This is a genomic window from Sinorhizobium sp. 8-89, from assembly GCF_030124325.1.
Taxonomy (GTDB): Bacteria; Pseudomonadota; Alphaproteobacteria; order Rhizobiales; family Rhizobiaceae; genus Sinorhizobium.
Genome location: NZ_JASKLR010000001.1, coordinates 91,996 through 115,096 on the forward strand (window position 1 = coordinate 91,996; position 23,101 = coordinate 115,096).

At 61.3% G+C, this 23,101-nt stretch carries 19 protein-coding genes; 10 read left to right on the forward strand and 9 right to left on the reverse strand.

The window, feature by feature from the left end; all coding sequences use genetic code 11:
- Positions 1-9: 9 nt before the first annotated feature.
- The 4 genes from QN219_RS00505 (at position 10) to QN219_RS00520 (ending at position 4,085) form a co-directional block, all read left to right on the forward strand.
- Positions 10-1,665, forward strand: coding sequence for an alpha glucosidase (locus tag QN219_RS00505; protein WP_283997139.1), 1,656 nt, complete (start codon positions 10-12; stop codon positions 1,663-1,665).
- Positions 1,666-1,735: 70 nt separating this feature from the next.
- On the forward strand, positions 1,736-2,824 hold the full coding sequence (locus QN219_RS00510; protein ID WP_283997140.1) for a sn-glycerol-3-phosphate ABC transporter ATP-binding protein UgpC: 1,089 nt from the start codon (positions 1,736-1,738) through the stop codon (positions 2,822-2,824).
- A gap of 297 nt (positions 2,825-3,121) precedes the next feature.
- Positions 3,122-3,532 carry a hypothetical protein gene (locus QN219_RS00515; protein ID WP_283997142.1) on the forward strand — a complete coding sequence of 137 codons (411 nt, stop codon included), beginning with the start codon at positions 3,122-3,124 and terminating at the stop codon, positions 3,530-3,532.
- Positions 3,533-3,719: 187 nt separating this feature from the next.
- Positions 3,720-4,085, forward strand: a complete 366-nt coding sequence (locus QN219_RS00520; protein WP_283997144.1) for a GFA family protein — start codon at positions 3,720-3,722, stop codon at positions 4,083-4,085.
- 40 nt (positions 4,086-4,125) lie between these two features.
- On the opposite strand, the gene edd is transcribed toward QN219_RS00520, so the two are convergent.
- The 5 genes from edd to QN219_RS00545 all read right to left on the reverse strand — a co-directional run bounded on the left by edd (position 4,126) and on the right by QN219_RS00545 (position 11,218).
- A complete protein-coding gene (gene edd, locus QN219_RS00525; protein ID WP_283997146.1) occupies positions 4,126-5,946 on the reverse strand; it encodes a phosphogluconate dehydratase in 1,821 nt (606 codons plus the stop codon).
- Positions 5,947-6,196: 250 nt separating this feature from the next.
- Entirely contained in the window at positions 6,197-6,895 is a 699-nt protein-coding gene (gene pgl, locus QN219_RS00530; RefSeq protein ID WP_283997147.1) for a 6-phosphogluconolactonase, read from the reverse strand.
- Positions 6,896-6,904: 9 nt separating this feature from the next.
- The gene (gene zwf, locus QN219_RS00535) at positions 6,905-8,380 is read right to left on the reverse strand and encodes a glucose-6-phosphate dehydrogenase (protein ID WP_283997148.1); all 1,476 of its coding nucleotides are present in this window, start codon (positions 8,378-8,380) and stop codon (positions 6,905-6,907) included.
- A 99-nt stretch (positions 8,381-8,479) separates the two neighbouring features.
- Entirely contained in the window at positions 8,480-9,766 is a 1,287-nt protein-coding gene (locus tag QN219_RS00540; protein ID WP_283997150.1) for an FAD-binding oxidoreductase, read from the reverse strand.
- Positions 9,767-9,781: 15 nt separating this feature from the next.
- Positions 9,782-11,218: a glutamine synthetase family protein gene (locus QN219_RS00545; protein WP_283997152.1), complete on the reverse strand. Its 1,437-nt coding sequence runs from the start codon at positions 11,216-11,218 to the stop codon at positions 9,782-9,784.
- Between the two features lie 135 nt (positions 11,219-11,353).
- Here QN219_RS00545 and QN219_RS00550 point away from each other — a divergent pair, with 135 nt between their 5' ends.
- The 3 genes from QN219_RS00550 (at position 11,354) to QN219_RS00560 (ending at position 15,893) form a co-directional block, all read left to right on the forward strand.
- Positions 11,354-12,538, forward strand: coding sequence for an NAD(P)/FAD-dependent oxidoreductase (locus QN219_RS00550; RefSeq protein WP_283997154.1), 1,185 nt, complete (start codon positions 11,354-11,356; stop codon positions 12,536-12,538).
- A gap of 268 nt (positions 12,539-12,806) precedes the next feature.
- Complete coding sequence (locus QN219_RS00555) at positions 12,807-12,947, forward strand: hypothetical protein (protein WP_283997155.1); 141 nt, start codon at positions 12,807-12,809, stop codon at positions 12,945-12,947.
- A gap of 420 nt (positions 12,948-13,367) precedes the next feature.
- Complete coding sequence (locus QN219_RS00560; protein WP_283997157.1) at positions 13,368-15,893, forward strand: methyl-accepting chemotaxis protein; 2,526 nt, start codon at positions 13,368-13,370, stop codon at positions 15,891-15,893.
- A gap of 75 nt (positions 15,894-15,968) precedes the next feature.
- Here the strand turns inward: QN219_RS00560 and QN219_RS00565 are convergent, their stop codons facing one another.
- Positions 15,969-16,142, reverse strand: coding sequence for a hypothetical protein (locus QN219_RS00565; RefSeq protein WP_283997158.1), 174 nt, complete (start codon positions 16,140-16,142; stop codon positions 15,969-15,971).
- An 88-nt stretch (positions 16,143-16,230) separates the two neighbouring features.
- Between QN219_RS00565 and QN219_RS00570 the strand changes: the two genes are divergently transcribed.
- A complete protein-coding gene (locus QN219_RS00570) occupies positions 16,231-17,112 on the forward strand; it encodes a LysR family transcriptional regulator (RefSeq protein ID WP_283997160.1) in 882 nt (293 codons plus the stop codon).
- 183 nt (positions 17,113-17,295) lie between these two features.
- Here the strand turns inward: QN219_RS00570 and QN219_RS00575 are convergent, their stop codons facing one another.
- Together QN219_RS00575 and aceA are read right to left on the reverse strand one after the other, a co-directional pair.
- Positions 17,296-17,535: a hypothetical protein gene (locus QN219_RS00575; RefSeq protein WP_180940222.1), complete on the reverse strand. Its 240-nt coding sequence runs from the start codon at positions 17,533-17,535 to the stop codon at positions 17,296-17,298.
- A gap of 124 nt (positions 17,536-17,659) precedes the next feature.
- Positions 17,660-18,949 carry an isocitrate lyase gene (gene aceA / locus QN219_RS00580; protein WP_283997161.1) on the reverse strand — a complete coding sequence of 430 codons (1,290 nt, stop codon included), beginning with the start codon at positions 18,947-18,949 and terminating at the stop codon, positions 17,660-17,662.
- A 230-nt stretch (positions 18,950-19,179) separates the two neighbouring features.
- On the opposite strand from aceA, the gene QN219_RS00585 reads away from it, so the two are divergent.
- Complete coding sequence (locus QN219_RS00585; RefSeq protein WP_283997162.1) at positions 19,180-20,589, forward strand: helix-turn-helix domain-containing protein; 1,410 nt, start codon at positions 19,180-19,182, stop codon at positions 20,587-20,589.
- On the opposite strand, the gene QN219_RS00590 is transcribed toward QN219_RS00585, so the two are convergent.
- Positions 20,583-21,536 carry a fatty acid desaturase family protein gene (locus QN219_RS00590; RefSeq protein WP_283997163.1) on the reverse strand — a complete coding sequence of 318 codons (954 nt, stop codon included), beginning with the start codon at positions 21,534-21,536 and terminating at the stop codon, positions 20,583-20,585. The two genes, QN219_RS00585 and QN219_RS00590, sit on opposite strands and share 7 nt — an antisense overlap.
- Positions 21,537-21,876: 340 nt before the next feature.
- Here QN219_RS00590 and QN219_RS00595 point away from each other — a divergent pair, with 340 nt between their 5' ends.
- Positions 21,877-22,971, forward strand: a complete 1,095-nt coding sequence (locus tag QN219_RS00595; RefSeq protein WP_283997164.1) for a polyamine ABC transporter substrate-binding protein — start codon at positions 21,877-21,879, stop codon at positions 22,969-22,971.
- The last annotated feature ends 130 nt before the right edge of the window (positions 22,972-23,101 follow it).

The window sequence follows — 23,101 nt, forward strand, 5'->3', positions numbered from 1 at the left end:
TTTACGCGAATGCACATGACAGAAACGACCGGCTCCATTCTGCAGCCCCACAAGGACTGGTGGCGTGGAGCGGTGATCTACCAGATCTATCCGCGCTCCTATCAGGATACGAACGGCGATGGCATCGGCGACCTTAAGGGAATCACCGCCCGGTTGGCGCATATTGCGGCGCTCGGCGTAGATGCTATCTGGATCTCGCCCTTTTTCACGTCGCCGATGAAGGATTTTGGCTACGACGTCTCCGACTACCGGGACGTCGATCCGATTTTCGGCAAGCTCGAGGATTTCGATGAGCTGATCACAGAGGCGCACCGGCTCGGCGTGCGGGTTATGATCGATCTCGTTCTGTCGCATACGTCCGACCAGCATCCATGGTTCGTCGAGAGCCGGTCGAGCCGTAACAACGGCAAGGCGGATTGGTATGTCTGGGCCGATTCCAAACCCGACGGAAGCCCGCCCAACAACTGGCTGTCGATCTTCGGCGGCTCGGCCTGGGCCTGGGATCCGACGCGGTTGCAGTATTATCTGCACAACTTCTTGACGTCTCAGCCGGATCTCAACCTGCACAACCCGCAAGTGCAGGAGGCACTGCTCGCCGTCGAACGCTTCTGGCTAGAGCGCGGCGTCGACGGCTTCCGTCTCGACACCATCAACTTCTATTTTCATGACAAGCAGCTGCGCGACAACCCGGCTTTGGCACCGGAGCGGCGCAATGCCTCGACGGCGCCGGCGGTCAATCCCTACAATTATCAGGAACACCTTTACGACAAGAACCAGCCGGAAAACCTCGAATTCCTCAGGCGTTTCCGAGCGGTGATGGACGAGTTTCCGGCGATCGCCGCCGTCGGCGAGGTTGGCGACAGCCAGCGCGGGCTTGAGATCGCCGGTGAATATACGTCCGGCGGTGACAAGATGCACATGTGCTATGCCTTCGAATTCCTGGCGCCGGAAGCCCTGACGCCGGACCGGGTGGCCGAAGTGCTGTTTGATTTCCAGAAGGCGGCACCAGAAGGCTGGGCCTGCTGGGCCTTTTCCAATCATGATGTCGTTCGGCACGCCAGCCGCTGGGCCGACGGCGTCAGCGACTACGGTGCGCACGCCAAGCTGCTGGCGAGCCTTTTGATGTCGCTGCGCGGTTCCGTTTGCCTGTATCAGGGCGAGGAACTGGGGCTGACGGAGGCGGAACTCGCCTATGAGGATCTGCGGGATCCCTACGGCATCCAGTTCTGGCCGGATTTCAAGGGGCGCGACGGCTGCCGCACGCCCATGGTTTGGGAGAGCATGCCGGACGGCGGATTCAGCGACGCTAAACCATGGCTGCCGGTTTCCGAGACCCACCTTGCCCACGCAGTTGCCATTCAGGAGGCCGACCCGGCCTCTATCATGCAGCATTACCGCCGCTTCCTGAGATTCAGGAAGGCGTATCCGGCATTTGCCAAGGGCGAGATCGAGTTTTTCGAGGCGCGGGCACCGCTCCTCGGCTTTCTGCGCACCTGTGGCAACGAGAAATTGCTTTGCGTGTTCAACATGAGCGAAGGACGCGCGACCGCCGAGTTGCCGAGCGAACGACTGGAACCACTCGAGGGCCACGGTTTCGTTTCGGAGATCAAGGACAACAAGGTTAATCTTCCTGCCTGGGGCGCATTCTTCGCGCGCCTCGGCTAAGCGTTTTCCGGCGAAGGACAACGGTTCGCATGAAGAGCGCCTTATGGAGAAATGGAGAGGGGAGGATGCGATGACAGGTCTGTTGCTTAAAGATATCCGCAAGTCCTATGGGGCGGTTGATGTCATTCACGGCATCAACCTCGACATCAAGCAGGGTGAGTTCATCGTCTTCGTTGGGCCGTCGGGCTGCGGGAAGTCGACGCTGCTCAGGATGATCGCCGGCCTTGAAGAGATAACCGGCGGCGACATGTTCATCGATGGCGAACGGGTCAACGACGTGCCGCCGTCCAAGCGCGGCATCGCCATGGTGTTCCAGTCCTACGCGCTCTATCCGCACATGACAGTCTATGACAACATGGCTTTCGGCATGCGGATCGCCAAGGAGCCGAAGGAGGAGATCGACCGCCGTGTACGCGCGGCGGCGGAAATCCTCCAGCTCACCAAATATCTGGACCGGCTGCCAAAGGCGCTTTCGGGGGGGCAGCGCCAGCGCGTGGCGATCGGACGCGCGATTTGCCGAGACCCAAAGGTCTTTCTCTTCGATGAGCCGCTTTCCAATCTTGATGCCGCCTTGCGCGTCGCCACCCGGATCGAGATCGCCAAGCTCAACGAGCAGATGGCCGATACGACGATGATCTATGTCACCCATGACCAAGTGGAGGCGATGACGCTCGCCGACCGCATCGTCGTGCTTTCCGCCGGTCATATCGAGCAGGTCGGTGCCCCACTCGAACTCTACGAGCGCCCGGCGAACCTTTTTGTCGCCCGCTTCATAGGCTCGCCGGCGATGAACATCATCCCGTCGACAATCTCCGCAATCGGCGCGCAGACCACCGTGACGCTCGCAGGCGGCAAGTCGGTGACGCTTGATATCTCCACGAACGCTTCCGAAAGCGGTAAGAAGGCGAGCTTCGGAGTGCGGCCGGAAGATCTGCAGGCGACGCAGAGCGAAGACTTCCTTTTCGAAGGAACGGTCTCGATCGTCGAGGCGCTTGGCGAAGTGACACTGCTCTACATCGAGGGACTCGTCGAAAACGAGCCGATCATCGCGAAGATCCCCGGCATCTCGCAGGTCAACAGGGGAGACACGGTGCGCTTTACTGCCGACAAGGCAAAGCTTCACCTTTTTGACGAAGCCGGGCGCAGCTATCGCGCCTAATGGAATTCCAGGAACAGAGTGTACCGGTTCTCCGTCCGGAATGCTCAGTTTCAAAGTGCTGCAGCGTCCTTTGCGCGTCTGATAAGGCGCGCGGCGCTGTAGTCCATGTCGCTGTGGTGCGGCGCAAGCGGAGGAACAACGCGCGCTTTCGCCTCGCATTCAGTCAGATGGATTTAACCATATCGGACTCGTCCGGCGCTGCCGCACGAGTTTTCCACACGTGCTTGGAAAGCCAAACTCTCTGTTAAATTTCATGAGTTAGCGTCGCCGCAGATAGAAATGCGAAAGGCGAATTCGATGAGCGGCGCGGCCCCCGTGGTGCACGAGCACTTCCTCAACAAGGAAGAATCCTTCATGTACGATCGGGAAACGAACTTCCCAATGGAGGAGACACGCAACGAGGCGCGCATCGAATTCACCGAGAAAGGCGTACAGAATCTTTCATCGCGTCGCTGCGAGATCATCAAGCTCTCCAAGAGCGGCGCCGTCATCGGTATCCTGACGAAGTTCAAGCTGCCGCAGAACTTCTATCTCGACATCCCGAGCGCGCGCATTCCCTTGATCGGGTGCCTGCTCAAGCGCGTCCATGCCAACAATATCATCGAGGCCCGCTTCCTGCGGCTTTTGACCGATCGCGACTTGAACCGGATTTTCGTCTACAGCACGCACCCGAACCATCGCAATCGCACGCTCGATATCTACCGCTGAAAATCGGAAGTGCGCCGTCTTGCAGCTATGCGTCTGCAGTTGTCATCTCTCTTGACGGGATTACCTTCGTCGTCGAAATTTGACCTGTAACTCAACGGCGCTGCGCGTCTTTTCTGGCGTGTCGCCCTTAATCGGCTCCGATAAGGAAGTGCAGCAGATCGACTGCGCTTGAAGCGAGAGAACCGCTATGCAGCGACCCTATCGTCTTTCCTGTCATTGCGGTGACATTTGTGTCGAGGTCGATGCTGACCTCTCAGGATTGATCGAATGCAATTGTTCGACGTGCCGGCGGTCGGGTTTCCTTCATTGGAAGGTGGATTCCGCCAGTGTCAGGCTCATCACCGAAAAGCGCCGTTTGTCGAGCTACATCTGGCGCGGCATTACCGAAGGCCATCACTTCTGCCCCACATGTGGCACCGCGATCATGCGAAGCGGCTATCCGGAGAACCGCGTTTCACTCAATGCCCGCTGCATCGAGGGAGTGGACGTGTTCACACTTGAAATCGAACATTATGATGGGCGAAACGATATGTATCCCGGGCCGCTCCCGTAGCTGGAGCGTCCCGGAACGGTGCGCCGGTGCTTCCGCCGCGTTACTGGAAAAGGACGCTTGCCCCGTGATCGGCCGTACCCGCGATCTTGCGAAACGGAGCGAAGAGCTCACGGCCCATGCCGAATTCGTTGTCGGAGAGGTCGATATGTGCCGGCACGCGCGTTCTCAGCGCAATGTCTTCGACCAGCACCTCGATCGTCCCGGCAACGGCGTCGATGCGGACGATATCGCCCTCCTGGATGCGCGCGATCGGTCCGCCATCCTTTGCTTCCGGTGTGACGTGGATTGCCGCCGGCACCTTTCCGGACGCACCCGACATGCGGCCATCGGTCAAGATCGCGACTTTCTGACCGCGGTCTTGGAGAATGCCGAGCACGGTCGTCAGCTTGTGCAGTTCCGGCATGCCATTGGCCTTCGGCCCTTGGAAGCGGACCACCGCGACGAAATCGCCTTCGAGCTTCCCCGCCTTGAATGCGGCGTTGAGTTCCGCTTGGTCGTGAAAGATCTTCGCCGGAGCCTCAATGACATGGCGCTCCGGTTTGACGGCCGAAATCTTGATCACGGCCTTGCCGAGATTGCCCGAGAGCATCTTTAGCCCGCCGGTGTGTTGGAACGGTTGGTCAATCGTCGACAGTACTTTCGGGTCGGCACTCTCTTGCGACGCCGGCTCGCGGTGGACGCCGCCGTTGGCGCCGAGCTTGACGTCGATCGCATAGGCGTCGAGGCCTTGGCCGAACACCGTCCTGACATCGTCGTGCAGCAATCCGTTCTTGAGCAGCTGGCTGATCAGGAAGCCCATGCCGCCGGCGGCGTGGAAATGGTTCACGTCCGCGAGTCCGTTCGGATAGACACGCGCGAGAAGCGGCACGATGTCGGAAAGTTCCGAGATATCCTGCCAGGTAAGCAGGATGCCCGCCGCGCGCGCCATGGCAACAAGATGCATGGTGTGGTTGGTCGAGCCGCCCGTCGCGTGCAGGCCGACGACACCGTTGACGATCGATCGTTCATCGATCATTTCGCCGGCGGGCGTGAACTCGTTGCCCATGGCGGTGATGGCGAGCGCCCGCTTCGCCGCTTCCTTCGTCAGCGCGTCACGCAGCGGCGTGCCGGGATTGATGAAGGAGGCGCCGGGCAGGTGGAAGCCCATGATTTCCATCAGCATCTGGTTGGAGTTGGCGGTGCCGTAGAAGGTGCAGGTACCCGGGCCGTGATAGGACTTGGATTCCGCCTCGAGCAGTTCGTCGCGACCGACCTTGCCTTCGGCGAAGAGCTGGCGGACGCGGGCCTTTTCGTCGTTAGGCAGACCCGACGTCATCGGTCCGGCGGGAATGAAGACCGCCGGCAAGTGGCCGAAAGTCAGCGCTGCGATGACAAGGCCCGGGACGATCTTGTCGCAGACGCCGAGATAGACCGCGGAATCGAACATGTTGTGCGACAGGCCGACGCCGGCAGCCATCGCGATCAGGTCGCGCGAGAAGAGGGAAAGCTCCATGCCGGGCTGCCCTTGGGTGACGCCGTCGCACATCGCAGGCACGCCACCGGCGACTTGCGCCACGCCGCCCGCCTCGCGAGCCGCCTCCCGGATCAGTGCCGGATAGGTCTCGAAGGGCTGATGCGCCGAGAGCATGTCGTTGTAGGAGGTGATGATGCCGAGGTTGGGGACGCGGTCACCCGCGAGCGCCGTCTTCTCGGCGGGGGAACAGACGGCAAACCCGTGCGCGAGGTTGCCGCAGCCGAGCACGCTACGGTGCGGCCCGTTTGCCGCCGCGCTACGGACGCGATCGAGATAGACTTCGCGCTGGGATTTCGAGCGCTCGACGATGCGGGCGGTGATTGTGGCAACGCGGGAATCGGCGGACATGATACATCCTGTTCCGGAGCTTGGGGCTCCTGTCTTCATCCTGTTATCGGTCTACAGCGGCCGCGCTCTTCGCATCGGCGGCTGCAACAGTTTGAATTGCTGTTGTAATTTACCCTCAATCCGATCGCGAAATAAGGACAAATCACCCAGCATGACCTTGCGCATTCGAGTGAGCGCGCAGGGAATGCTCCAGTTCGGAGCGCTTTCTATCCCCTCGGCGGATTGCCCGAACGGGTCACGCTCCGCCGTGTTACGGCGCCCAGTAGATCTGCAGCGGCGAGGCGGCCCGCCGCAACATGGCGCGGATCGGCATCTCCGCCTCGTCGCCGGGCGCCTCCGCTCGGGCAAGAACCTCCTTCTTGCCGTCGCCTTCGATATGCAGGACGAGCAGCCCGGCGTCCTGAAGACTGGAAAAGGTGAAAGTCAGGCGGATCTCGCCCGCACCTTCCGCTTCCATGGTGATCACGCCACGTGGCGTCGCAGGATCGATCGCCTCCTTGAGGCGCGTCCCACCCGGGAAGAACGACGCGGTATGCCCGTCCGTTCCCATTCCGAGAACGACCACATCGAAGGGCGTGCCGATGGCCGCCACCGATTGGCTCGCCATGGTCGCCGCCTCCTCGGCGGTCGCCGCGGCGTGATAGAGCGGCACGAAATTGGCCTCGGCCGCCTTGTTTTGCAGGAGGTTCTGAGCGACGAGGCCATGGTTGGAGCGTTCGTTTTCCTGCGGCACGAAGCGTTCGTCGACGAGGGTGACGGTCACTTTCGCCCAGTCGAGTTCGCGCTGGGACAGCACCTGGAAGAACGCTTTCGGCGTCGATCCGCCGGAGACCGCGATGCTCGCCGAGCCGCGCGCATCGATCGCCGCGGCGAGCCTGGCGCGGACGGCGTCCGCGAGCCCTTCCGCCAGTGCAGTTCCATTCTCGAATGTGTGCAGGATGGTGTTCATGAGCCGGTCCTAGATCGTATCGTTCCAGGTGCGGCCGTCGCGCTCGATCAGCGCGATCGACTGGCTCGGCCCCCAGGTGCCGGCCGTATAGCCCTGCACCTGCTGCCCGGTCGTTTCCCACGCCTTGAGGATAGGGTCGATCCATTGCCAGGCGGCTTCCACTTCGTCGCGGCGCACGAACAGCGTCTGGTTGTTGCGGACGACATCGAGCAGCAGACGCTCATAGGCGTCGGCGTTGCGCACGTCGAAGGCTTCGGCGAAGCTCATGTCCAGGGGCACGTTCCTGAGGCGCATGCCGCCCGGCCCCGGATCCTTGATCATCAGCGACTGCTTGACGCCTTCGTTCGGCTGGAGGCGGATCATCAGCTGGTTGGCCGAGATGCGTCCGGCACTGTGGTCGAAGATCGAGTGGGGGATCTGCTTGAACGTGATGACGATCTCCGACATGCGGCCGGCCATGCGCTTGCCGGTGCGGATATAGAAGGGCACGCCGGCCCAGCGCCAGTTGCTGACCTCGGCCTTGAGTGCGACGAAGGTTTCGGTGTTGGAAACGCCGCCTTCGAGTTCCTCCAGATAGCCCTTCACCGGGCCGCCCGCAGATGCGCCCGCGCGATACTGGCCGCGAACCGTCACCTGCTCGACATTGGCCGCGGTGATCGGTTTCAGCGCGCGAAGCACCTTGAGCTTTTCGTCGCGCACCGCCTCGGCGTCCATCGATGTCGGCGCTTCCATGGCGACGAAGCAGACGAGTTGCAGAATGTGGTTCTGCACCATGTCGCGGAGCGCGCCCGCCTTGTCGTAATAGCCGGCGCGATTTTCGAGGCCGACGGATTCCGAAACGGTGATCTGCACATGGTCGATGTGCGCCGAGTTCCATAGCGGCTCGTAAAGCGCATTGGCAAAGCGCAGAGCCATGAGGTTCTGCACCGTCTCCTTGCCGAGATAGTGATCGATGCGGAAGATCTGCTCTTCGCGAAACACCCGGCCGATCGTGTCGTTAAGTTCCGTCGCAGATGCGAGGTCGCGCCCGATCGGCTTTTCGACGACGATCCGGGTGTTCTTGGTGATGAGCTTATGGTCGCGAATCTTTTCCGAGATATCGCTGAAGATCGCCGGACCGACGGCCAGATAGAAGGCGCGGATGCGATCCTTTCCTTCTTCAAGGATCTTCTTCAGCGAGTCCCAGCCTTGGTCGGACTTGGCGTCGACCGAGACGTAGTAGAGCCGCGACGTGAACTTCTCCACTTCCGCTTCGTTGAATTCGCCCTGTTTCAGATGCTCTTTCAGGGCCTCGGTCGCAAATCCCCGGTATTCCTCATGGGTGAGTGCCGCGCGCGACGCACCGATGATACGTGTAGGCTCAGTGAATTGACCTTCGATCTGTCGGTGGTAGAGCGCGGGCAGAAGCTTGCGCTCCGCAAGATCGCCGGTGCCCCCGAACACGACGTAGTCAAACGGTTCGACGGGAATGATCTGGCTGCTCATGGGATATCTCGATCTCGTTCAGGTCAGGGGCACGTATAATCTAATCGATTTAAAAACGCTAGGGTGCGGCGCAACAAAATGAGGCCGCACCCGGCTTTTTTAGAACCGGTCGCGCAGGGCGTACCAGCTGAGCGCGAGGAACAGGAGCGCCGAGCGGAACCGCATTCCGCCCGGGAAAGCGGGTATTTTCAAGGCCTTGAGAAGGTCCAGTTCCGTCGTTTTACCCAAAGCCAGGTCAGCATAGAGCTTGCCGCAGTAGTTGGACAGCATGACGCCGTGACCGGAATAACCACCGATGCTTGTGACACCGGGCATGACCTCTCTGCAGAAGGGCTGGCGCGGCATGGTGATGCCGACCGACCCGCCCCAGGCGTGGGTGATCTCGATATTGGCGAGGGCCGGATAGATCTCGCTGATCTGTCGACGGATATGGCTGGAAATGTCGCGTGGGTTGTCGGCCGTATAGGCTTCGCGCCCGCCGAATAGCAGCCGTCCGTCCTTCGATTTGCGGAAATAGCGCACCACGAAACGAGAATCGTCGACGGATTCCCCGCCGGGCAGCACATTCGGATGGCCGGACAAGACCTTTGTCGCGCCGATGAACGAACGGATCGGCATGACGCGGCTGGCGGTTACCGGCTCGAGGTTGCCGATATGGGCGTTGCAGGCGATCAGGGCCCGGTCGGCTATTATCGTGCCCCGATCGGTATCGATGACGATCGCGCCCCCCTTTTTCTCGATCTTCAGTGCCTTTGTGTGTTCGTGGAGCTTGGCGCCGGCTCGCGATGCCTGCTTCGCGAGGCCGACGAGCAGCTTCATCGGGTGGATGTGCCCGGTGCCGGTGTCGCGTATGCCGAATTGATAATGATGCGACCCGAGCCGGCTTGCCGTCTCATCCCGTTCCATGAAGGAAAGATGCGGATAGCCGAACCGCTCCGCCATCGCTTCGACGTGTCTGCGGTAGTATTTCTCGAGGCTCTGCTTGTGGCTGACGGAGAGCTGGCCAGGGACGAACTCGATGTCGATTCCGTGTTCGCCGGCGAAGTCCAGCAGGTAGCGCTTGGCGTTTTCCGCCATCTCGAAAAGCAGCTTGGCGCGCTCGTAGCCGAGCGCTTCCTCCGCCTCGTCCGCCCAGGCACGCTGGCCGGTGCCGAACTGACCGCCGTTCCGGCCCGAGGCGCCGTCGCCAAAACGGCAGGCGTCGATCATCGCGACGTCGGCACCGTTCTTGGCGAGGTTGTAGGCGGCCTGAAGGCCGGTATAGCCGCCGCCGATGATCGCAACGTCAGTTTTGCACGAGCCTGCCAGCGCCGGGTAGTCCGGACGCTCCAGTACCGTCGCCTCGTACCAGGAAATTCCGGGCGAGATCGGACTTTGCCAGGACATAGAGGTGCCTTTCGGTCAGACGTTCAGAAGCAGGAACTCGCGTTCCCACGGACTGATCACCTGCATGAAGGTCTCGAATTCGCCACGCTTCACGCCGGCATAGATGGCGATGAACTCGGGCGTGAAGACGTCGGCGAGCGAGGGCGCCGATTCGAGCAGCGAAACCGCCTCGAGCAGGCCGCGCGGCAAATCGATTTCGCCTTCGTTGGCCGTGTCCTCGGTCGGTGGCGAGGGCTGCAGGTCTTCGATGATGCCGAGATAGCCGCAGCCGAGCGAGGCTGCGAGCGCCAGATAAGGGTTGGCATCCGAACTCGGCAGGCGGTTCTCGATGCGTCTCGCCGCCGCGTCCGAGACGGGGATGCGGAATGCCGTCGTTCGGTTGTCGTAACCCCAGGCGGTATTCACCGGCGCCGACATGTCGGGTGTCAGCCGACGGTAGGAGTTCACATATGGCGCCATCATCGCCAGCGTCCTCGGCACGTAATGCTGCATGCCGCCGATGAAGGAGAAGAATTCCTTCGATGGCGATCCGTCCGCATTCGAGAACAGATTGCGACCGGTATTGATCTCTACGACCGACTGGTGAATGTGCATCGCCGAGCCGGGCTGGCCCTGCATCGGCTTCGCCATGAAGGTCGCGTAGATGCCGTGCTTCAGTGCCGCCTCGCGAATCGTGCGCTTGAACAGGAAAACCTGGTCGGCAAGCTCGATAGGGTCGCCGTGCCGGAGGTTGATTTCGAGCTGAGCCGGACCCTCTTCATGAATGAGAGTGTCGATCTCGAGGCCCTGCTTTTCGGAGAAGTGGTAGATATCGTCGATCAGTTCGTCGAACTCGTTGATGCCGGCGATCGAATAGCCCTGGCCGCCGAGGATCGAGCGGCCGGAGCGCCCCTTCGGCGGACGCAGCGGATAGTCCGGATCGTCATTCTGGGCGACGAGATAGAACTCGATCTCGGGCGCGACGACCGGTTTCCATCCTTTCTGGCGATAGAGATCGACCACGCGTTTCAGGACGTTGCGCGGCGTATAGTTGATCTGCTCGCCCTGCGAGCCGACGATGTCGCAGATCACCTGCGCCGTCGGGTCGGTCTCCCAGGGAACAATAGAAAGGGTCGAAAGATCGGGCATCAGCTTGATGTCGCTGTCGCGCGAATCGTAGCGGAACTGTTCGGTTTCGTCGGGGTATTCGCCGGAAATCGTATGACGGTAGATCGCCGAAGGCAGAGCGAGCGAGGTGTTCGACGTGAACTTGGAGGTCGGCATCATCTTGCCGCGCGGTACGCCGGCAAGGTCGGGCGTGATGCACTCGATGTCTTCGATGCCGCGGATCTTGAGCCAGTCGACTGCTTCCTTCCAGGTCTTCACGCCTCGGAGCGAATGCAGGGCGACGGGTATTTTCGAACTCTTGCTGATCTTTGCTGCTTGTTGGGCGACACTTCTCTTGGAGGGCATAAATCACCGGTTTTGGCTTCGGATAGCGCATCATAGCCGGAGTTTGGCGATTGGCTAGAGCGGCTTCGGCGGTTCACGATTGACTTTTGGTTCTGCGGTCGGAAAGGAAGACGCAAACGCAAAAAAGGGTCTTCCGTGGTAGAAAAACACGATGTGGTAGTCATTGGAGCGGGCGCCGCGGGCATGATGTGCGCGATCGAAGCGGGAAAACGCGGACGCCGCGTGCTCGTGCTCGACCACGCCAAGGCGCCCGGCGAGAAGATTCGCATCTCCGGCGGCGGCCGCTGCAACTTTACCAACGTCCATGCCGGTCCGAAGAACTTCCTTTCCGATAATCCGCATTTCTGCAAGTCGGCGCTCGCGCGCTATCGGCCGCAGGACTTCGTCGCACTCGTCGAGCGGCATGGCATCGCATGGCACGAGAAGACCCTCGGCCAGCTCTTCTGCGATCACTCGGCGAAGGACATCATCCGCATGCTGCTCGCCGAAATGCAGGAGGCAGCCGTGGCACTTCGGCTTGCAACTGCGATCTCGACGGTCGAGAAGATTGCATCCGGCTTCCGCGTGATCACCAATGATGGTGCGGTCGAGGCTGCGTCACTGGTGGTGGCGAGCGGCGGTAAGTCGATCCCGAAAATGGGCGCGACGGGCTTTGCATACAGGATCGCGGAACAGTTCGGTCTGCCGATCGTCGAAACGCGGCCGGCATTGGTTCCCTTGACCCTCGATCCGGCACAGCTTGGAAAGATCGGCGAACTGGCCGGCGTCGCCGCCGATGCCGAGGCGCGCTGCGGCAAGGCCGCTTTTCGCGAAGCGGTGTTGCTCACTCACCGCGGCTTGAGCGGACCCGCCATCCTGCAGATATCGTCCTATTGGCGCGAAGGCGCGGAGATCGTCCTGCGCCTGATGCCGGACATTGACATTGCCTCCATTCTCAAGGGGATGCGTCGAACGAACGGTCGCCAGGCGACGCACACGGCCTTGGCCGACATCCTGCCGCGGCGGCTGGCCCAGTTTTTCACGGAGGAAGCAAAATTGACGGGACGGATGCTTGCCGACCTTTCCGACAAGGCCATCGATACATTGTCGGCCTCCATCCAGAGCTGGGCACTGAAGCCCGCCGGATCGGAGGGCTACAGGACCGCGGAGGTAACGCTCGGCGGCGTCGACACCCGTGCGCTGGACTCGCGGACGATGCAGGCGAGAGAGGTTCCCGGGCTTTATTTCATCGGGGAATGCGTCGACGTCACCGGGTGGCTCGGCGGCTACAATTTCCAATGGGCCTGGGCCTCCGGTTTCGCCGCCGGTCAAGAGGTGTGACCATCCGGAAAAATTGGTGATTTGCCTTTTCAGCCATTGTTAACGGAAATGGCTGAACCTGATTTTTGGCTGCACTGCCCGCGGAGGACTTGGGGGTGGTCCCTAAACGGAAACCACACTGTTTCCATTTCATGGACTTTCCTTGGCCGCAGGATGAAGGCACCATGATCAGCATGGTAGCCGGGTTGGCTGCCGGAAACTCAGACGGTTACAGCGGCCTTTGCGCGTCTGAAAGATGCGCGTCGCTGTAGGACAAGGACAGGATGCCATGACCCACTCACGCCGCCGTCCCCGCGCTGTTGCGGTTGCCCGCAGGGAGCAGAGCCACTTGCCCCATGAATTGATTGCCTTCGGTGCGGTCATCGCGCTCTTTCTCGTCGTGACCTTCACGGCATTCGCGCCCCTCTGAATCTGGGGGCGAGACAGGAAGGCGGCAAGCGCCTTCCCAGGTGAAGCCGACCAAGTGAAGGCGAGTTCGCGTTGCTTAATTTTGCGGTGCCTGTGATCCGGCCGAAGCCGATGGCCGCAAAATCGTCTCGGCCGCCACCGCCGCTCCAAAACTGCCGGCCGCTTATACAAATTTTAATCGTTCAAATCGACTATGGCGTCCAAGTGAGTTCCGTCAGGGCCTCGCTGCCTTAAGAGGTGGCGCGGGTCCCGCAATGATTGCCGGCGGACTGGCGGCGTGCGCCGCATGATTTCCCGAAAAACATCAGCCTGTTTGCGCATCGGGTGGCTTCCGGGCGTTTCTCCGCAAGTGATCACTTGGCGCGGGTACGTCCAGCCATCGGGGGAAGCGAAACGCGAGCTGCGAGCCAAGGTGTTTTCCATGTTCATTGATAGGATTCTCGCCCGCTTCAAGATTCAGACGAAGGTTCTGTTCTTCATCCTGCCGTTTGTCGTCAGCATCTCGGCTGTCGGCATCACCGGCCTCTACGCGTCGGGCCTGCTGCAGGGCCGCATGGAGATTTCAAACAGCGTCCTGCAGACGCTGAGCGGCTTCAAGGACGTCTATGCGGGCATGAACAATTTCCTGCACAAGACGACCGAGGAGAACCGCGATGCGGTTCGCGGCACGATCGCTGCGCAGAAGGATATCCTCACGCAGACCGCCGCACAGGTCGCCGGGCAGAACGGCCAGGAAGAACTGACCGCCGCGATCGCTGCGACCAGCGACATCGAAGCACGCATTGAGGGCCTTTGGACGCTGCACGTCGGCGAGAAGGAGCTGCGTGCGGCCATGACGGCCAATCTGGAGCGCCTGGTGGCCGAGCAGGCGAAGATCAACGAGGAGACGAACCGCCTGCAATACGCGGTGCGAAAGGACGAGAACGCGGCGAAGACGATGCTGAGGAACGCCGAAAAGCTCTTGCGCGCCAGCCGCTTCTTTGCGGAATTCGGCACCGAGGTCAGCAAGGCGACAACGGTCGAAGAGAAGATGAAACAGGTGCAGGACCGCTTCCCGAAGATCGGCCGCACGCAGCGCGAGATCTTCACTTTGCTGCCGAAGGGCGAAAAGTCTCTCGCCGATACCGTCAATTCCGCGGCAAGCGAGATCGGTGCCTTGATCAAGGCTCCCGTCGGACCTGAAACGCTTGCCGGCATTTCGAAATATGTCGATCGCTTCCGCACCGCGAGCTTCCGTCTGGAGGCCGCCTCCGTTGGGAAGATGCGCGAAGCCACGCAGATCTTCAGTGAACTCGATGAAAAGATCGCAAGCACCGAATCCGTGCTGACTGCGACACGCAGGCTCTCCACATCGATCACCGACATTCAGATCGCCGCGGCCGCCTTCCTGGGCAGTACGACCGAGGAAAATCGCAAGCGGCTCCTGGACAAGTTCCTTGCCGTTCAGGCCAATTTGACCACGCTGCGCGGCGTCGCCACCGGAATGAGCTTCTTCGACACGACGGCGGATGCGCTTCTGCCGATCATCAACGTGATGAAGAAGGATAGCGTGGCGCTGGTCACGAGCTCCGAGAAGCGAACGGCCGAGTTCAATGCTGCCGGTGAAACGATCAACGAAATCTGGGGAGACCTGACCCAGTTCGCCGAGCAGCAGAAGGTTGCTGCCGGTACCGAACGGGACGAAGCCAACCAGATCTCCGTCGCCGCGACCGTCGCCGGCGTCATCATCGCGCTGCTTGCCGGCATCGCGTTGACGCTGACGCTGAAGAAGCCGATAGGCCAGATCACCGCCGCGATGCGGCGGCTCGCCGACGGCGTGCTCGACACGGCGATCGACGGTGGCGCGCGGCGCGACGAGATCGGCGACATGGCGCGTGCGCTCGGCGTGTTCAAGGAAAACGCCCTTTCCAAGGTGCGCATCGAGGCCGAAAGCGAAGAGCAACGCGCTCGCGCCGAGGCTGAACGCAGCCGCAACGATGCCGAGAAGCGCGAGCTGGACCGGCAAATCGATCTTGCGGTCAGCGAGCTTGCTGCTGGCCTCGGACGCCTGGCGCAAGGCGATCTGTCGCGCCAGATCGAGGTCCCCTTCCACGGTCGGCTCGAGCAGCTGCGCACGGATTTCAACGGATCGCTCATCCGGCTTCAGGATACGCTGGCCCAGATCCGGATGAACGCCCAGGCGATCCAGCAGAGTGGCGCGGACATGCACCATTCCGCCGACTCGCTCTCCAAGCGAACGGAAGCCCAGGCGGCTTCGCTCGAGGAGACCGCGGCCGCTGTCGACCAGATCACGGCCACCGTGCGTTCCTCGGCAGAGCGTGCACATGAGGCAAACCTCGCCGTGTCGCAGACCAAGAAGAGCGCGGACAGCTCGGCGACGGTCGTCACCAATGCGATTGCCGCGATGGGGCGCATCGAAGAGGCTTCGCGCCAGATCGAACAGATCATCGAGGTCATCGACGACATCGCCTTCCAGACCAACTTGCTGGCCTTGAACGCCGGCATCGAAGCGGCACGGGCCGGAGAGGCGGGCAAGGGCTTTGCCGTGGTCGCGCAGGAGGTCCGGGAGCTGGCGCAACGGTCGGCCGAGGCGGCTCGGGAGATCAAGGGGCTCATCAACAAGTCGACCGACGAGGTCAATTCCGGCTCGCATCTCGTCAAGGAGACGGGTGCGGTGCTCGCCTCGATCAGTGCCCAGATTGTATCCGTCAGCCAGCATGTCGAGATGATCGCGACGGCAAGCCGCGACCAGGCGACGGCTCTGAACGAGGTCAACGGCTCCGTCAACCAGATGGATCAGATGACCCAACAGAATGCTTCGATGGTCGAAGAGGCGACGGCAACCAGCCGCGCGCTTGCAAACCAGGCGGATACGCTGATGATGCTCGTCGAGCAATTCCGGCTGGAGCCGGAAGTGGCGACCGGCCAAACCTATCGCGCCGCCTGAGACAACTACAGGAAACTCGACGCCGCGCGCTCAACGGAGCGCGCGGCGTCGTCTATTTGGCAGGAGGGCGAAGGCTCAGACCCTGCCACAATCTTCGCGGCATTTCTCCGGCGGCAGCTTGCGGGTGATCGTGGAAATCAGGCGGCCCATCAGGGCCCTGCGCCGCGGCTGGCGGGGTTCGAAGGACTCCTCCCAGCGGCGGTTCTTGGAAAGCATGTCGAATAGATAGGCCATTGCCATCATGTCCATGGTGATGCTCCTCGTTTTCGGGCATCAGCTTTTTTATGCATTTAAAACTGTTTTACATACAGTCGATTTCCCCATATGTTTTTCACACATGAAAAGCATGGACTGGGACATCTACCGTTGTTTCATGACCGTGGCCCGCGCCGGTGGCCTGACCGGTGCGGCTCAGGCGACCGGCTTGAGCCCGGCAACCATCGGCCGCCGGATGCTGGAGATCGAGGAGCGTACCGGGCGCTCGCTTTTCGTGCGCAGCCAGACCGGATATGTGCTCACCGCCGACGGACGCTTCCTCTTCGAGCAGTTGCAGGAGATGGAAGCGGCGGCGCGCAAGGTCGAGAGCTGGCAGAAGGAAGGCGAGGGCACGCCGGTCGTCCGCATTGCGGCCGGAACCTGGAATTCGTGGCTGATTGCGGAGAATTTCCCGGCGATCTGCACCGAGCGCGACGCCTTTGCCATATCGCTTTCGATCGGGGAGGCGCGGGCAAATCTTGCTTATCGGGAGAGCGATATTGGCATTCGCGCCTTCGAGCCGGAAGAGACCTATCTGGCCTCACGGCTGATTGGCGAAGTGGCCTATGCCGCCTATCGCCAGAAAAATGCGCCCGGCGGCGGGCCGGAGCGTTGGGTTGCGGTCGCGGAGGAGGAGGCGATCTCGGCCTATCTGCGCTGGCCGCACGATCAGGCGGCTGGGCGCATCGTTGCGATGGTCGGCCGCCCCCGGTCGTTACTCGATCTCGCGCGCGCCGGGGCGGGAAGGGCGGTTTTGCCCTGCTTCGTCGGCGATCTCGATCCGCTGCTGGAGCGGACGGGCGAGGAGATCGAGCCGCTGCGACATCGGCAATGGATCGTCATGAACAACGAGGACCGGCACAGGCGGGAAATCCGCACGGTTGTTGACCGGATGACGCGACTGCTGCGCAGCCACGTGGACCTGTTTGCCGGCAAGCGTCCACGGCGGACCTCCTCTGCATAAGACCGCAAACGATCACCGGCCGACTTGCGGTCGGCCGGTGACCTTGTTCTCTGGATGGAAGGCTATCTTTTCAGCCCCTGTCGCGAGTGACGGCCACGGGAACCCACCGTCTGCGGGACAGGGCATCGCGCCAGTACATGCCAGAGAGCGTCAGGACGAGCGCGACAGCCGCCAGCGCGAACATCACGACCGTCCTTGCGTGACGATGACCGGTATCAGAAGATCGCCCCAGTTCCCTTCGCCGCCATGATGGCGTGCCGAGCGAACGAGCTCGACGGATACGCCGGCGTCGACAGCCTTCATGACCGACTGGTTGAGGCGATGCAGGTCGTTTGCGACCATGCGAATTGCTGCTTGCTGGTCCGGGGTCATGGCCGACGACTGTTCCTCGGCCCGTTCCTTGACGCGTGTCTGTACTGTCATTGGCGTTGCTCCTTCGGAGGTTAGAGCCGGATGCGGGGGGTGTTTCGCATTCCATCCCGCTCGGTTCGAGGTTCCATGGCTTCCCGGGCGCGCGGCGGGCAGGGATGCCGCGCGCCCGGACCCTTTATTCTGCGGCCGGGCGGAACTGATCGTGCTCGGTCGATTCCTTCATGGCAGTAGTCGACGATTGGCCGCCGGTGATCGCCAGCGACACGACATCGAAGTAGCCGGTGCCGACCTCGCGCTGGTGCTTGGTCGCTGTGTAGCCATTCGCTTCGGCGGCAAATTCCGCTTCCTGCAACTCCGAATAGGCGGCCATCTGCCGGTCCTTGTAGCCGCGCGCCAGTTCGAACATGCCAAAGTTCAGCTGGTGGAAGCCGGCGAGCGTGATGAACTGGAACTTGTAGCCCATCGCACCGAGTTCACGCTGGAACTTGGCGATCGTTGCGTCGTCGAGGTTCTTCTTCCAGTTGAACGACGGCGAGCAATTATAGGCGAGCAGCTTGCCGGGATGCGCCTTGTGCACGCCTTCGGCGAATTTGCGTGCCTGCTCCAGATCCGGCTTCGAGGTCTCGCACCAGATGAGGTCGCAGTGCGGCGCATAGGCGATAGCGCGGGCGATGCAGGGCTCGAGCCCGTTCTTCACCTGATAGAAACCTTCGACGGTGCGGCCGGCATCATAGTCGACGAAGGGACGGTCGCGCTCGTCGATGTCGGAGGTCAGGAGTTTTGCTGCTTCCGCGTCGGTGCGTGCGATGACAAGGGTCGGCGTGCCCATGACATCGGCGGCAAGCCGCGCGGCATTCAGGTTGCGGATATGCGCGGCGGTCGGAATCAACACCTTGCCGCCGAGATGGCCGCATTTCTTTTCCGACGCGAGCTGATCCTCATAGTGAACGCCAGCCCCACCCGCCTCGATGAAGGCCTTCATGATCTCGAAGGCGTTGAGCGGCCCGCCGAAGCCCGCTTCGGCATCGGCAACGATCGGCGCGAACCAGGTCTCCACCGAAAGCCCCTTGCCTTCCGCGGTTTCGATCTGATCGGCGCGCTGCAGCGTGCGGTTGATGCGTTTCGCCAGCTCGGGCGCCGCATTGGCCGGATAGAGTGACTGGTCCGGATACATTGCTGAGGCCGTGTTGGCGTCGGCGGCGACTTGCCAGCCGGAAAGATAGATCGCCTTCAGCCCCGCACGAACCATCTGCATTGCCTGGTTGCCGGAAAGCGCCCCGAGCGCGTTGACGAAATCCTCCTCGTGGATGAGTTTCCACAGACGGTTGGCGCCCATTTCAGCCAGCGAATACCGGATCTCGACCGAGCCCCTGAGCCGCTTCACGTCTTCGGCGGTATACGGCCGCTCGACGCCATCGAAACGTCCCTGCGGCGCACTCGGAACGAGATTGTAAAAATCAGTCATTCTTTTCTCCTCGTCAAATCTGATCGCTCTTCGACTTTTGGTCTGTGCCAAGTTCAGGCCGTAAGATCATGTGACAGTTTTTACATTGCACCGCATAAACCCGCCACGAAAATCAAAGTTCCGACTGAATCAAAAGGGTTATCTTGTCTTGTGTTTGACAAGGCGAAGCAGTAAAGTTGTAAATGTTGTTAATACGACCCGCGGGCTTCGGTTTGTAAAGGGAGTTACAGATGGCGGAAAACAAGATCTTTGCCGGGCCGCGCGTCAGACGTATCCGCAACGGTCTTCAACTGACGCAGACGGCGATGGCAGAGGCGCTCGGCATCTCTCCGTCCTATCTCAATCTGATCGAGCGCAACCAGCGGCCGCTGACAGTACAGCTTCTTCTCAAGCTCGCCTCCGTCTACAAGGTGGACCTTGACGAGTTGCAGGGCGAAACCGGTAGCGGCCTGGCGCAGTTGCGCGAGGTTTTCGCCGATCCGCTCCTGGCCGGCGAACTGCCCGGGGATCAGGAGCTGATCGAAGTCACCGAGGCGGCGCCAAACGCCTCGGGGGGCATCGTCAAGCTCTACCGCGCCTATCGCGAGCAGGCATCGCGCCTGAAGGACCTCGCCGATCTCCTGGCGGGGCAGGGGCACATGGCGGCTCTTTCGGACACTCGACTGCCGATCGACGAGGTCCGCGAGGCATTCGAGGCCCGGCCCAACCATTTCGCTCGGATCGAGGAGGCGATGGAGGCCTTTCACGCCGCGCTCTCGCCCGGTGACGACCTTGCCGGAGCGCTGAAGGCCTGGCTCAAGAAGGAGCATGGCCTCGTCGTCAGGACACTGCCGGTGCATGCCATGCCGAACCTGCGCCGCCGTTTCGACCGACACTCGATGCGGCTCTTTATTTCCGAACGCCTGTCACCTTTCGACCAGGCGCGGGAAATCGCGATGGAAGTGGCCTCGATTGCCTGCCACGAGCCAATCGACGCCGAGTTGGAGCAATTCCGCTTCGCGACTGCCGAGGCGCGCCGTATCGGTCGCTTCGAACTCGCGCGCTATGCCGCTCATGCCGTCATGATGCCTTATCAGGCGTTCCTGGCCGCTGCGCAGCGCGCGAAATACGACATCGACGTCTTGAGATCCCGCTTTCAGGTATCATTTGAACAGGCGGCCAATCGACTGACGATGTTGCAGCGTCCCGGGGCCGCGGGCATCCCGTTTTTCCTGATGGAGATCGACAATGCCGGCCACCGGCTGCGTCGAGCGGGCGCGCTCGGCTTTCCAAATGCGCGCTTCGGCGGCGCCTGTCCGAAGCTCAACATCCATGCCGCCTTCGCCGTGCCGGGGCAGATTCTCGTCGATCGCGTCGAAATGCCGGAGGGCAGCGAATTCCTGGTCGTTTCGCGCACGCTCGACGGACCGCAGGCCGGCTTTCAGGAAAGGGTGAGGCGCACGGCGCTGCTCATCGGCTGTGACGTCGGCTTCGCGGAGGAGGTCGTCTACGGCGCTTCGAGGATGCCGGCGGTGCCGGTCGGTGCAGCCTGCCGCCTCTGCGAGCGGCAAGGCTGTCTGGCACGCGCCGAACCGCCCGTTACCCGCCCGCTTGGCCTGGACGAGATGGCGACGGGCCTCAGCGTTTTCGATTTTCAGTAACTGGCCGGGTGCTGATTGGGCAACAGCGGCGCCTCGGGCGCGAAGCATTCCGCGGGAAGCCCCGTGCTGTAGCCGCGGGTGATGTGGGCCTTGTCCGCATAGGCCTTGTTTCGCATCAGGATCGCATGCAGTTCCGGCAAATTGTAATAGGGCACGCCGGGATAGAGATGGTGCTCGAGGTGGTAGTTGATGTTGTGCGGCGCGAAAAAGAGCTTTTCCCACGCATGCGGGTAGACGGTCCGTGAGCTCGTCAACTCGTCGCTGTAGTCCATGCTGCCGAAATGTTCGGCGACGCTGCGCACGTAGAGAAAGAGGCAGAAGAACGTGAAGAATGGCACGAGCCAGTAGAGCACGAATTCGCGCCAGATACCGAGCATCGTAAAAATGGCAGCCGCCGCCAGATAGAAGCCGAGCCGCAGCGCCTTGTAGCCCCGCGTCGAACGGTCGCTTTTCGAGATCCTCTTGGCCATGTGAAGGAGGTCGCGGATCGAATTGACGGCGACGAGATAGCCGAGCAGCTGCGCGATACCGCGCGCCAGTTTTTGCGGGAAGGTGAACTGTGCCAGGTCGCGCTTTGCGGTCCAGTCCGGGTCGTCATCGGTATTGGCGTGCTGGTGGTGGGCGAGGTGGTTCTGGCGATAGCCGTCGACGGTCGCCAGTACCGGCCAGGCCAGCAGAATGTCGCTCATCCAGTCGCTAAGCTTGCGATTGCGGATGATGCGGTAATGGGCCGCCTCGTGAACCATGCAACCGAAAGCATGCATTCGCCCGGCGATCACAGCGACGGCGATCAGGTAGACGAGCATATTGTCGGCATATTCGCTGACGGCGATCGCCGCCGCGATGATGGCCCAGTCCGCGGCGATTGCCGTTAGTGATTTTCTGGGCTGCAGAACCGAGAGGCGCTTCAGTTCCCTCGGGTCGATCCTGCGGTTTCGCTCGCTCATAACGTGGTCCGGACGCTGATACACAACCGCCGGCAAAGTCGCACTTCCACTAAGGTTAATCAATCGTAAACAAAGCCGCGAATCCGCATCTTGGCACTATGGTTAACGCGCGTGAGCGTTCCGTATCGGGACGGAGGACCCCGGCGCGCTGCGCCATAAGTGCCCGTTTTTGCTTGCGCTTGCCAAAATGCGTGCAATCCGAGATGGTGCCTTTATCCGGCGCGAAAGCGCTTGAGGTTGGCAAGAAACATGCCTAACCTCGGCTGCGGACCGATCAAGACTGCGCTGGATCGCACGGATCAGCGGCTCTTGCCGAGAACCGATAATAATGAGGGAACTGATGTCCAAAATCATAATCGCAACACTGGCAGCCGCGACGCTCGCGGGATCGACCATGCTCGCGTCGGCACAGGAGCGGGTCGTCAACGTCTACAACTGGTCGGATTATATCGACAGCAGCATTCTCGAGGACTTTACCAAGGAGACCGGCATCAAGGTGGTCTACGACGTCTTCGATTCCAACGAAATTCTGGAAACGAAGCTGCTCGCCGGCGGGTCCGGCTATGACGTCGTGGTGCCGACCGCCACCTTCCTCCAGCGCCAGATCGCTGCGGGCGTCTTCCAGAAGCTCGACAAGTCGAAGCTGCCGAACCTGCCCAACATGTGGGACGTGATCATGGAGCGTACGGCGAAGTACGATCCGGGCAACGAGTATGCCGTCGATTACATGTGGGGCACCACCGGCATCGGCTACAACGTCGACAAGATGAAGGAAATCCTGGGCACGGACGAAAAGCCGAACTGGGACGTCATCTTCAAGCCCGAACTGGCCGCGAAATTCAAGGATTGCGGCATCCACCTTCTCGATTCCCCGACCGACATCGTTCCCTCGGCGCTCGCCTATCTCGGCCTCAATCCCGACAGTCACGAGCAGGCGGACCTCGAAAAAGCCGGCGAACTGCTGACGAGCATCCGCCCCTATGTCCGCAAATTCCACTCGTCGGAATACATCAATGCACTCGCAAACGGCGACATCTGCCTGGCCGTCGGCTTCTCGGGCGACGTCTTCCAGGCGCGTGACCGTGCGGCAGAGGCGAAAGCCGGTGTGACGGTCGATTATTCGATACCGGCACAAGGCGCGCAGATGTGGTTCGACATGCTGGCAATCCCGGCCGACGCGCCCCATGTTGCCGAAGCGCATGAGTTCATCAACTACATGATGAAACCGGAAGTCATTGCCAAGGCCTCGAACTATGTCTTCTACGCCAACGGCAACAAGGCCTCGCAGCAGTTCCTGGACAAGGAAGTCCTGGAAGACACGGCAATCTATCCGTCGGACGAGGTGATGCAAAAGCTGTTCACCGTCACGCCGTTTGAGGCCAAGGAGCAGCGGGTCTTGACCCGGCTCTGGACCAAGGTCGTCACCGGCCAGTAAGAGCGGAAGCGAATTGCCCGGCCTCAAAATCCGGGCAATTTTTTTGGAGCGGGGCGAGTGAAACGTGTCGTCGTTTTTCGCCCGTCTTCCGCTCGGCGTAAGATTGAATGGGCGCTACTGCATGTTTCCT